This window comes from Bradyrhizobium sp., assembly GCF_050014615.1.
Taxonomy (GTDB): Bacteria; Pseudomonadota; Alphaproteobacteria; order Rhizobiales; family Xanthobacteraceae; genus Bradyrhizobium.
Genome location: NZ_JBEKCZ010000246.1, coordinates 1 through 11,068, shown reverse-complemented (window position 1 = coordinate 11,068; position 11,068 = coordinate 1). Strand labels below are relative to the sequence as shown.

General features: G+C 63.5%; 10 protein-coding genes and 1 pseudogene. 7 read left to right on the top strand and 4 right to left on the bottom strand.

Going from position 1 to position 11,068, the window contains the following annotated elements; all coding sequences use genetic code 11:
- Positions 1–63: 63 nt before the first annotated feature.
- Entirely contained in the window at positions 64–717 is a 654-nt protein-coding gene (locus tag ABR948_RS26640) for a J domain-containing protein (RefSeq protein WP_428123730.1), read from the bottom strand.
- A 107-nt stretch (positions 718–824) separates the two neighbouring features.
- Here ABR948_RS26640 and ABR948_RS26635 point away from each other — a divergent pair, with 107 nt between their 5' ends.
- On the top strand, positions 825–1,100 hold the full coding sequence (locus ABR948_RS26635; RefSeq protein ID WP_428123727.1) for a BolA family protein: 276 nt from the start codon (positions 825–827) through the stop codon (positions 1,098–1,100).
- 130 nt (positions 1,101–1,230) lie between these two features.
- Here ABR948_RS26635 and ABR948_RS26630 read toward each other — a convergent pair whose 3' ends face one another.
- From ABR948_RS26630 to ABR948_RS26620, 3 genes and pseudogenes are all read right to left on the bottom strand, one after another.
- Entirely contained in the window at positions 1,231–2,538 is a 1,308-nt protein-coding gene (locus ABR948_RS26630; protein WP_428123725.1) for an HlyC/CorC family transporter, read from the bottom strand.
- 10 nt (positions 2,539–2,548) lie between these two features.
- Positions 2,549–3,688, bottom strand: coding sequence for a 3-dehydroquinate synthase (gene aroB, locus ABR948_RS26625; RefSeq protein ID WP_428123722.1), 1,140 nt, complete (start codon positions 3,686–3,688; stop codon positions 2,549–2,551).
- Positions 3,622–4,236 (bottom strand): annotated as a pseudogene (locus ABR948_RS26620) (shikimate kinase); the annotation flags it as partial. The gene aroB and the pseudogene ABR948_RS26620, both read right to left, overlap by 67 nt.
- Positions 4,237–4,530: 294 nt before the next feature.
- Here ABR948_RS26620 and ABR948_RS26615 point away from each other — a divergent pair.
- The 6 genes from ABR948_RS26615 to ABR948_RS26590 all read left to right on the top strand — a co-directional run.
- On the top strand, positions 4,531–4,677 hold the full coding sequence (locus ABR948_RS26615; protein WP_428123720.1) for a histidine kinase: 147 nt from the start codon (positions 4,531–4,533) through the stop codon (positions 4,675–4,677).
- Positions 4,678–4,693: 16 nt separating this feature from the next.
- A complete protein-coding gene (xerD, locus tag ABR948_RS26610; protein WP_428123718.1) occupies positions 4,694–5,653 on the top strand; it encodes a site-specific tyrosine recombinase XerD in 960 nt (319 codons plus the stop codon).
- Between the two features lie 192 nt (positions 5,654–5,845).
- A complete protein-coding gene (locus ABR948_RS26605; protein ID WP_428123716.1) occupies positions 5,846–6,808 on the top strand; it encodes an acetyl-CoA carboxylase carboxyltransferase subunit alpha in 963 nt (320 codons plus the stop codon).
- Between the two features lie 266 nt (positions 6,809–7,074).
- Complete coding sequence (locus ABR948_RS26600) at positions 7,075–8,598, top strand: L,D-transpeptidase family protein (protein ID WP_428123713.1); 1,524 nt, start codon at positions 7,075–7,077, stop codon at positions 8,596–8,598.
- A gap of 167 nt (positions 8,599–8,765) precedes the next feature.
- Positions 8,766–10,715, top strand: coding sequence for a thiamine pyrophosphate-binding protein (locus ABR948_RS26595; protein WP_428123711.1), 1,950 nt, complete (start codon positions 8,766–8,768; stop codon positions 10,713–10,715).
- A gap of 10 nt (positions 10,716–10,725) precedes the next feature.
- Positions 10,726–11,068 (top strand): c-type cytochrome (locus tag ABR948_RS26590; RefSeq protein ID WP_428123708.1); only part of this gene is annotated, 343 nt, incomplete at its 3' end.

Genomic DNA, 11,068 nt, shown 5'->3' with positions numbered 1-11,068 from the left:
CGGTGGAGCAGATTTCAGATGAAGCGGTGGCGGTCCCCGGCGTCAGCCGGGACGACCGGTAGGCTAGCTTGCGCCACGCACCACGGTCTTGAGGTAATTGTACGCCTTGATAATTTCGATCAGGCGGTCCTCGGTGGAACGGTCGCCGCCATTGGCATCGGGATGGTGTTGCTTGACCAGCGCCTTGTACTTGGCCTTGACGGTCTCCAAGGTCGCATCGGTGCCCAATCCCATCACCTGCAGCGCCTTGCGTTCGGCGTTGAATACTTTGCGGGTTTCGGTCTTGGCCTCGGCGCCCGGGCCGGGCCGCCAGCGGCCGCGGCCGTTGAGCTCGGAGAACATGCTGAAGGGATCGGCGGCGCCCTCCAGATCGGCCTCCGCGCTGCCCTTGCCCTTCTTGGTGCTGGTATTGGCCCCCATCTTCCAGGTCGGCCGATGACCGGTCAGCGCATCCTTCTGGTAGCGTGCGACCGCGTCCGCATTCATGCCGGAGAAGAAATTATAGGACTGATTGTACTCGCGGACGTGATTGAGGCAGAAGTGCCAGTATTCCTTGTCATTGGCCCGGCCCTTGGGGGCCCGGTGCGGCCCCTTGTTCTTGCAATCGGGCCATTCGCACATGGCGGATTCTTCACGCGCCTGCGCCTGCTGCTTGGCGCTCAGCTTGTTCGGTTTGATCCGGATGGAGTCGAAGAATTTGGATGAATCAATCGGCATGGCTGACTATGACAACGCAATGCGAAAGGCTTCAAGTCTTGACATTGCGAATACCTCACTCTCGATGCGCCATTGACGCAGAACCGTCATGGACGTATTGCCGCGCCATGAGCACCAAAGACACTATCATCAACAAGTTGCGCGAAGCTTTCTCTCCTGAAAGCCTCGATGTGTCGGACGAATCACATCTTCATGAAGGCCATGCCGGCCACCGGCCGGGCGGCGAGACGCATTTCCGGGTCTATATTGTGTCCCCGGCCTTTGAAGGGAAGAGCCGGATCGAGCGTCACCGGATGATAAATTCGACGCTGGCGGGGGAATTGGCCGGCTCCGTGCACGCTTTGGCGATCCAGGCCCAGGCGCCGGGGGAAGGCCGGGGCTGAGATATTACCCACCGCCGTCATACCCCGCGAAAGCGGGGTATCCAGTAATCCGAGACGTCGAAGCCGGAACGTGGGCAGCACGGCGTACTGGATCGTCCGCTTTCGCGGACGATGACGACCAGAGGTACGGCTAAAACGCCGTGCCGGCCCGCTTCGGCTTTTTCTCCTCGACCTCGGCCTCGCGCGGCACCGCGACGATCCGCAGCGCCGTGATGCGGTTGCGCTCGCGCCGCAGCACCCGGAACCGGAAACCGTGGAACGTGAAGCTCTGGCCGCGTTCCGGGATCGAGCGCGCCTCGTGAATGACGAGGCCGGCGACGGTGGTCGCCTCTTCGTCGGGAAGATGCCAGTCCATCGCGCGGTTGAGATCGCGGATCGGCACCGAGCCGTCGACCACCACCGAGCCGTCGGGCTGGGCGCGGACGCCGGCCACCACCACGTCGTGCTCGTCGGATATATCGCCGACGATTTCTTCCAGGATATCCTCCAGCGTCACCATGCCTTCGACTTCGCCGTATTCGTCGACCACCAGCGCGAAGTGGGTCTTGCGACGGCGGAAGGCCTTGAGCTGCTCGGAAACCGGGCGCATCTCCGGCACGAACCATGGCGGCAGCGCGATGGTCGAGACGTCGATCCTGGCCGTATCGCCGTCGGCGGCGCGGATCGCGCGCAACAGGTCCTTGGCGTGCAGCACGCCGATGATATTTTCAGGTTTGTCCCGCCACAGCGGAATTCGCGTGTATTCGGTCGCCAATACCTCGCGCACCAGTTCTTCCGGCGGCAGGTCGGCATTGATCATCACCATTTCGGTGCGATGGACCATCACATCGGAGACCTGGAGTTCGCGCAGGTCCAGTAGCCCGCCGAACATGTCGCGGTCCTGCTTTTCGACCTTGCCCTCGTGATGCAGAAGGTCGACCGCGCCGCGCAGCCGTTCGGTCGGCGACAATATCGGCTGGTTGTGACCGATCTTGATGCCCAGCACCTGCATCAGCACACGAACGATCGCCTCGATCACGGTGAGCAGCGGTCCGAGCAGATAGACCATCAGCTTCATCGGCCGCGCCACCAGAAGCGAGACCCGGTCCGGCGCGTTGATGGCGATGGTCTTCGGCAATACCTCGGCGAAGATCACGACCAGCACCGTCATTACGCCGGTGGCGTAGAGCACGCCGACCTCGCCGAACCACGCCGTAAAGATCCCGGTCGCCAGGACCGAGGCGCCGATATTGGCGATGTTGTTGCCAAGCAGCAGCGCGCCGATCATCCGCTCGCGCATCGCAAACAGGCTGGAAACCACGCCGGCTTCGCGATTGCCCTGCTTCGACAGCCGCAGCATGCTGGCGCGCGACGCGCCGGTCAGCGCGGTCTCGCTCGCGGAAAAGAACGCGGAGACCAACAGACAGGCAATGACGACGGAAGGCGTAAACCAGTCCATGACGCGTTATTTACTTCGCCCGATTGGTTGCAACTTTGCTTTTAAGGAAATCACGAACCCGCGAAGGTTCGACGTCTGGAGCAATCACGGCGCGCCCGACCGCCTCCAGCAGGATGAAGGTGAGCCGGCCGCGCTTGACCTTCTTGTCCTGCGCCATCAGCGCCATCAGCGCATCGGCGTCGGCCAGTCCTTCCTGGGCAAATCCGGCGATCTCCTGCAACCGGGTCGGCAGACCGACCTCGGCAAGGTGATGCCTGACCCGCGTGGCGTCCGATTCGGAGATCATCCCGAGTTGTGCCGATAATTCCGCCGCCAGCACCATGCCTATGGAGACGCCTTCGCCATGGAACAACCGGTCGGAAAAGCCGGTCGCGGCTTCCAAAGCGTGGCCGAACGTGTGGCCGAGATTGAGCAGCGCGCGCTCGCCGGTCTCGCGCTCGTCGCGCGCCACGATCGCGGCCTTGGCGCGGCAGGAGGTCGCGATCGCGTGCTCGCGGGCGGCGCCACCTTTGAAAATATCGGCGTGATTGGCCTCCAGCCAGGCGAAAAAGGCTTCGTCGCCAAGCACGCCATATTTGGCGACTTCGGCGTAGCCGGCACGGAATTGCCGCGGCGACAAGGTGTCGAGCACCGCGGTATCCGCGACCACCAGTACCGGCTGGTGAAACGCGCCGAGAAGATTTTTCCCGCGCGGCGAGTTGATCCCGGTTTTGCCACCGACCGAGGAGTCGACCTGCGCCAGCAGCGAGGTCGGCACCTGCACGAAATCGACCCCGCGGCGCAGGATCGCGGCCGCGAAGCCCGCGAGATCGCCGACCACGCCGCCGCCGAGCGCGATCACCAGATCGTTGCGCTCGATCTTCGCCGCGATCAGCGCCTCGCTGACCTGTTCCAAACCAGCATAGGTTTTCGAGCCCTCGCCCTCCTCGACCACGACGCGCGACGTGGCGACACCGGCAGCCGATAGCGAGGCCTCGGTCTGTTCCAGCCAATGTTTTGCCACCGTACGGTCGGTGACGATGGCGGTGCGCGCGCCCGGCCGCAACGCGGCGACACGCTTGCCCAGCGATTGCAGCACATCGCGGCCGATGATGATGTCATAGGCGCGCTCGCCACGCCGCACAGCCGGCTGTACAGGGCTTCGATGCATTCATCGACGATTTTTTCGTGCGGCACGTCGCGCGACCAGACCGTCAGATCGGCGTACTGATAGATCGGCTCGCGTTCCCTGATCAGACGCCCGACGGTCGCTTCGGGGTCCGCGGTCTGCAGCAGCGGACGGTCGGCGCGGCGCTTCACCCGGCGCATGATGATATCGGCATCCACCTTGAGCCAGATCGAGATGGCCTTGTCGCGGATACGGTTGCGGGTGTCCTCGCGCATGAACGCGCCGCCGCCGGTCGCGAGCACGCCCGGACCGCTGTCGAGCAATCGCGCGATCACCCGCGCCTCGCCATCCCTGAAATCCGGCTCACCACGGGTTTCGAAAATGTCCGGTATCGACATGCCCGCCGCCGCCTCGATCTCGATATCGGCATCGAGAAACGGCAGCCGCAGCCGCAGCGCCAGCCGCCGTCCAATGGTGGATTTGCCGGCCCCCATCATCCCCACCAGCACGACCGACCGCGTTCCCAGCGCCGCCGAGATCTCGGCGTCCTGGGTTGCGCTGGCGCTGGCCGATATGGCTGTCTCAGGCATGCGATCACTCGATGGCCGCGGATGCGGCGGTTCGGCGCAACCATACTACCGCGGCCGATACCGTTGCTAGAGCATGATCCGGAAAAGTGGGAACCGGTTTTCCGAAAAGATCATGCTCAAACAAGAAGATGGACGACGAGCATGATTCAACCCAGTTGAATCATGCTCTGGTGTCCCGGCTCTTACCAGTGACGCTTGCCGTAACTCTTGCAACGAAGTGACGAACATGGTGGTAGTCAGATCAGGCTATCCCCCGATGATTTCAATGGTTAATTCGTCGCCTGAGGCTCCGACATGCCCAGCCTGTTCCGGTTTCTGACGGTGGTCGCGGTGATCGGCGGGATCGTCTATGGCACGATTTTCGCGCTGGCGAATTTCGTTAACCCGAAACCGCGGGAAATGACCATCAACATACCCCCTGACAAGTTCCTCAAGAAATAGGCGCTAGGGTTGGCGGATGCACCCCAGCAAGACCTCAGACGCCAAACTGATAAACCTGTTCCTCGACATGCTCGCGGCGGAACAGGGGGCCGGCGACAATACGCTCGACGCCTATCGTCGCGACTTGACGGATTTCTCGGACTTTCTCGGTCACCTCGGGCAGGACTTTGCCGGCGCCGAAACGCAGGCGTTGCGGGACTATCTCGCCGATCTTGATGCGCGCGGCTTCAAATCATCGAGCGTGGCGCGCCGGCTGTCATCGATGCGGCATCTGTTTCGCTTCCTGCTCAACGAGCGCATTCGCGGCGACGACCCGGCGGCCATCCTGTCCGGGCCGAAGCGCGGCCGCAGCCTGCCGAAAGTGCTGTCGATTTCCGATGTCGACCGGCTATTGGTTCACGCCAAGGCGCTGAGCGAGGCGCCGGAAACCTCTGCGCCGCAGCGGCTTCGCGCGATGCGATTGTATTGCCTGCTCGAGGTGCTCTACGCCACCGGCTTGCGGGTATCGGAACTGGTGGCGCTGCCGCGCTCGGCATCGCGCCGCGACGCGCGCATGATCGTGGTGCGCGGCAAGGGCAACAAGGAACGGCTGGTGCCGCTGAACGAGCCTTCGCGACAGGCGATGGCCGCGTATCTCGCGGCGATGGAAGCGCTGAAGCCGGAGAAGAAGAAAAACGCGGCAAGCTCGAAATGGCTGTTTCCCTCGTTCGGCGAGAGCGGGCATTTGACGCGGCAACATTTCGCGCGCGACCTCAAGGAACTGGCGGCGGCGGCCGGCCTCGTGCCGCGGCTGGTCAGCCCGCATGTGCTGCGCCATGCCTTCGCGAGCCATCTGCTGCACAACGGTGCCGATTTGCGCATCGTGCAGACGCTGCTCGGCCACACCGATATCTCGACCACCCAGATCTACACCCATGTGGTTGAGGAGCGCCTGAAAAGCCTGGTGCGCGACCTGCATCCGCTGGCGGAGAAATAGCCTCACGCGCGGCCATCTTGACTTCGGCGCCTTCTCCCCTGAAAGAGCCACTTCCCGCCCGCGACCGTGGCGCGCTTTGGCAAAGGGACTCATTCCGGGTCGGAATGTGCGCTAAATAGTTGAAGATACGAGCTTTCTTCACGCCAACCGGAAGCCGCTTCGCTCCTGCGGCTTCGTCCTTATATTGATTTGATGCCGGATCACATGCGCAGTTACCTTGATTTCGAAAAGCCCGTCGCCGAACTCGACTCCAAGGTCGATGAACTGCGCGCGCTCGCGGCGACCGGCAGCGACATCGGGGAAGAGATTTCGCGGATCGAGGACAAGGCCGCGCAGGCACTGAGCGACCTCTATGCCAATCTGACGCCATGGCAGAAAACCCTGGTGGCGCGCCATCCGCAGCGGCCGCATCTGAGCGATTTTATCAACGCGCTGATTACGGAATTCACGCCGCTGGCGGGCGACCGCAAATTTGGCGAGGACGAAGCGCTGGTGGGCGGGTTCGGCCGCTTCCGCGGCGAGAGCATCTGCGTGATCGGCCAGGAAAAAGGCGCCACCACCGAATCGCGCATCAAGCATAATTTCGGGATGGCGCGGCCCGAGGGCTATCGCAAGGCGGTCCGGCTGATGGAAATGGCGGACCGGTTCGGGATTCCCGTGCTGTCGATCGTCGATTCCGCCGGCGCCTATCCCGGCATCGGCGCGGAGGAGCGCGGGCAGGCCGAAGCCATTGCGCGCTCGACCGACGCCTGCCTTGCGCTCGGCGTGCCCAATGTCGCGATCATCACCGGAGAGGGCATGTCGGGCGGCGCCATCGCCATCACGACAGCGAACCGCGTGCTGATGTTCGAGCACGCGATCTACAGCGTGATCTCGCCGGAGGCCGCTTCCTCGATCCTGTGGCGCGACGGCACCAAGGCCCAGGAAGCCGCGACCAGCATGAAGATCACCGCGCAGGACATGCTGCGTTTTGGCGTGATCGATTCAATTCTGAGAGAGCCCTCGGGCGGCGCGCATCGCGACCCCGGTGCCATGATCGCGACCACCGGCGAGGCCATTGCGCAGGCGATGGCCGAGCTGCGCCATCTCGATCCCGACGCGATCCGCAAGCAGCGGCGGCAGAAATTCCTCGATATCGGCAGAAAGCTGGGTTGAAGCGGCCCCTTTAGCCGGAAAATGAACCTTGACGGCCGTTTCCGGCGCTTTTGCCCCGGCTTTTGCAGAATTCGGCCATTTTGGCCCCAATTAGGCCCCGACATCGATATTTAATGTCTGTTCACCATGCCTGAGGTGGAACCCGCCGCAACCCCCTGTCGGCTTGCGACCAAGGGGGCTTAAGGATAATATTTTATTCAATGGCTTCAGGGCATGGACGCTATTGTTGGGGTGTGGGTAGTGCCCGTCGGGTGTGGAGCTCTGCATTGATCTGTCGCTCGCTGGTTCGCGCGATCATCACAACAGTCGCGCTCGCGGCCGGTGCGCTGCTGGCCGGCTGCAACAGCGACGAAATTTCGCTCGCGAACAACGCCAAGGCCAACCAGCCGGTTCCGGCCAAGCTCGTCGCCGACATGGTGGCGAAGAATATGGACCTGCAATCGCCGATGCTGGTCCGGCTGTTCAAGCAGGAGGCCGAGCTCGAGGTCTGGAAGCAGGACCGCTCCGGCCGCTTCGCGCTCCTGAAGACCTATCCGATCTGCCGCTGGTCGGGCGACCTTGGACCCAAGGTTCGCGAGGGCGACCGTCAGGCCCCGGAGGGCTTCTATTCGATCTCGCCGGGCCAGATGAATCCGCAGTCGGCCTATTATCTTTCGTTCAACACCGGCTATCCGAACGCTTACGACAGGTCGCTCGGGCATACCGGCTCGGAATTGATGGTGCATGGCGACTGCTCGTCGCGCGGCTGCTACGCCATGACCGACGAACAGATCGCGGAAATCTATTCGCTGGGACGTGAATCCTTCTTCGGCGGCCAGAAGTCGTTCCAGTTTCAGGCCTATCCGTTCAAGATGACGCCGGTCAACATGGCCAGGCATCGCAACAATCCGAACATGCCGTTCTGGAAAATGATCAAGGAAGGCTACGATCATTTCGAAGTGACGCAGCAGGAGCCGAAGGTCGATTTCTGCGAAAAGAAGTACGTGTTCGATGCCGTGAAGGCGCCGGATGCCAAGCGCGAGCCGGTGTTCGAGGCCTCGGCCAAATGCCCTGCCTATGTCATCCCGGATGAAGTCGCCGACGCGGTGCGCGAGAAACAGCAGCAGGACGAGGCCGAGATCGCCAAACTGGTCGCGCGGGGAACCCCGGTCGCCCGGATCAACACCGGCATCGACGGCGGCATGAACCGGGTGTTCGCGGCCAGGATACCCGACGGCAATACCGGCTTGTCGGATAGCGGCGGTGGCCAAGGCTTCCAGCTGGCGCTTTCGCGCGCGCCGGGCACCATTCCCGCGGGGGTCAATCCGCCGCGCGGGCCCGTGACGTCCCCTGACGAGCCGCTGGTGGCTTCGCTTACTCCGGCGACGTCGTCCGCTCCCGCGACGACCCGCGTAGCCTCCGCGGCGCCTGCCGCACAGGCTACCCCACAACAGGCCGCCCCACAGTCGGAAGGCTTCTTCAGCAGCCTCGCCCGCAAGGTCGGTCTCGGCGGCGCCACCGCAGATACCACCGCAACCGCTGCCGCGCCGGTGCCCGTTCCGGCCAAGCCAAAGGTCGCCGACGCCAAGCGCAACGATCAACCGCCGCGTCCGGAAGCATCGATCCCCAAGACCACGGCACCGAAGGCGGATACCAAGCAGGCCGCCAACCGTCCGCCGCTGAAACCATCGGTGACCGATACCGATAACGCCGCGGCCGCACCTGCGCCCACCGCCAATAGCCTGGTCGCCGGCGCCCAGCCGATCGTATCGACCAACTCGTTCGAGAGCCGTTTCTCCGCGACGAAGTAAGCGCCACGCCCCTGGCCTTCCCCTTCGATAACAACCTCGACCATCAAAGATCAGCGGCTGACTCACGATCTGGATAAGATCCTGTCGATGCAGTAGCCTCTTTTACGGCTGGTACAAAAAACCCCCGGGCCAATGGCTTGCGGGATAAAAAAACGAGGAGAATGACCATGACTGAATCAGAATCGACCGCATTGCACCGCCGTCGATTTCTGAAAGGGGTGGTCATCGCCGGCGGCGCCACCATCGCGAGTCCCGCAGCCGTCCAGGCGCAGGCGCCAGACAAGCCGAACGGCAACGCGTCACCGCCGACCGCGGCCGCAAAGGCAAACGAGCGCGAAACCCCGCAGGAAGCCGACCGGCTGACAACGGAAAAGACCGGCTCGGATTTCATGGTCGATGTGTGCAAGACGCTCAGCCTGGACTACATGGCCGCCTGCCCGGGCTCGACGTTTCGCGCGATGCAAGAGAGTTTCATCAATTACGGGCAGAACAAACGTCCGGAATGGCTGACCTGCATGCACGAGGAAGTCGCGGTCGGCATGGCGCATGGCTATGCCAAGGTCGCCGGCAAGCCGATGGCGGCGATCGTGCACGGAACGGTCGGCACCCAGCATGCGGCGATGGGCATCTACAATGCCTACTGCGACCGCGTTCCCATCATGGTGTTTGCCGGTAACGCCGGCGCGCTCGACGAGCGCCGGCCCGGCGTCGAATGGTTCCACAGCGTGCAGGACGGCGCCGCCACGGTGCGCGATTTCGTCAAGTGGGACGACTATCCGATGTCGCTGCAGCATTTCGCCGAGTCGACGGTGCGTGGCTATGCGCTGGCCTGTGCGCAGCCTCCGGGCCCGGTGTTCATCACCGCGGACACCAAGCTGCAGGAAGGTCCGCTGGACGAACGCGACCAGCGCAAGCTCACGATTCCGCGGCTGGTCAAACCCTCGCAGGCCGCGGGCGATGCCAACGCCGTGCGCGAGGCCGCCAAAATGCTGGTCGCGGCCGAAGCTCCCGTCATCATTGCGGATCGCTACGCGCGCTCCCAGCAGGGGATGGACGATCTGGTCACGCTTGCCGAGCTGCTGCAGGCCCCGGTTGTCGACAACCGGTCGCGCATGAACATGCCGAACACCCATTATCTTTGCCAGTCGGAGCGGGCGGGCGGGCTGATCGCGCAAGCCGACTGCATCCTGTCGCTCGAGCCGGTCGATCTCTACGGCCAGCTCAATGTCATGCGCGACCAGCTGGAACGCACCGTGAGTTCGAAGGCCAAGAAGGGAGTCAAGGTGATCAGCATCTCGACCCATGATTTGCTGGTCCATTCCAACTACCAGGACTTCCAGCGCTACGTCGGTGCCGACATCAACATCACCGCGGACGCGCAAACGACCTTGCCGTCCCTGATCGAAGCGATCAGGCGCGAGATGCCGCCCGGCGGCAACAAATCCGCCGAGCCGCGCGGCCAGAAGATGCGTGACGCCTTTAACGGCTTTGCGGACCGCGCGCGCGCGGAGGCGGCGCTCGCATGGGACGCCACGCCGATCTCCTCCGCGCGGATGTATATGGAGCTGTGGGAGCAGCTCAAGAAGGAGGATTGGGCGCTGATGTCGGACGGCGACTTTTCATCTGGTTGGCCGCATCGGCTGTGGCCGATGGACAAACACTATCGCTTCATCGGCGGCTCAGGCGGGTATGGCGTCGGCTATCAGCCGGTGGCTGCGCTCGGCGCCGCACTCGCGCACCGCGACGCCGGCGGACGCGTGGCTGTCAGCATCACCGGCGACGGCGAGTTCAACATGGCCCCGCATACGCTGTGGACTGCCGCGCATCATGGCATTCCGTATTTGACCATCATCCAGAACAACCGCGCCTATCACCAGGAGGTCATGCACGTCCAGCGCATGGCGAACCGGCACAATCGTGGCCTGCGCAACGTCCCGATCGGCACCACCATCGACAATCCCAACATCGACTATGCCAGGATCGCGCAGGGATACGGCGCGGTCGGCATCGGGCCGGTCAGCGATCCAAATGATCTGCCCGAGGCCATTCGCAAGGGCGTTGCCGCCGTCAAGGCCGGTCAGCCCGCCCTGATCGACGTCGTCATGCAACCGCGCTGAGGTGATAGCCGTGAAGCACATCATCCTCTGCCTGGCGGGCCTGCTGTTGGCTGCCGGCCCGGCATCCGCCCAACAGGATTCCGCACCCACGGGCAATGCCGCGAACGGCAAGACGCTCTATGCTCAAGTCGGGTGCTATCAGTGCCATGGCTATGCCGGCCAGGGTGCCCGGATGACCGGTCCGCGCATCTCGCGAACGGAGTTCCCGTTCGAGGGTTTTCTGTATCAGCTTCGCCATCCGGCCAATCAGATGCCGCCCTACGAAGCCGCCGTGATCTCCGATCAGGACGCCGCGGATCTCTACGCCTATGTGCGGCAGATGCCGGCGCCGCGCGATCCCAACAGCATCCCTC

What these genes read in the sequence shown, in the direction of transcription:
- aroB (WP_428123722.1), bottom strand. Translation starts at nt 3,688, where the DNA reads ATGCATCGAAGCCCTGTACAGCCGGCTGTGCGGCGTGGCGAGCGCGCC.
- ABR948_RS26605 (WP_428123716.1), top strand. Translation starts at nt 5,846, where the DNA reads ATGCCGGATCACATGCGCAGTTACCTTGATTTCGAAAAGCCCGTCGCC.
- xerD (WP_428123718.1), top strand. Translation starts at nt 4,694, where the DNA reads ATGCACCCCAGCAAGACCTCAGACGCCAAACTGATAAACCTGTTCCTC.
- ABR948_RS26635 (WP_428123727.1), top strand. Translation starts at nt 825, where the DNA reads ATGAGCACCAAAGACACTATCATCAACAAGTTGCGCGAAGCTTTCTCT.
- ABR948_RS26595 (WP_428123711.1), top strand. Translation starts at nt 8,766, where the DNA reads ATGACTGAATCAGAATCGACCGCATTGCACCGCCGTCGATTTCTGAAA.
- ABR948_RS26615 (WP_428123720.1), top strand. Translation starts at nt 4,531, where the DNA reads ATGCCCAGCCTGTTCCGGTTTCTGACGGTGGTCGCGGTGATCGGCGGG.
- ABR948_RS26640 (WP_428123730.1), bottom strand. Translation starts at nt 717, where the DNA reads ATGCCGATTGATTCATCCAAATTCTTCGACTCCATCCGGATCAAACCG.
- ABR948_RS26630 (WP_428123725.1), bottom strand. Translation starts at nt 2,538, where the DNA reads ATGGACTGGTTTACGCCTTCCGTCGTCATTGCCTGTCTGTTGGTCTCC.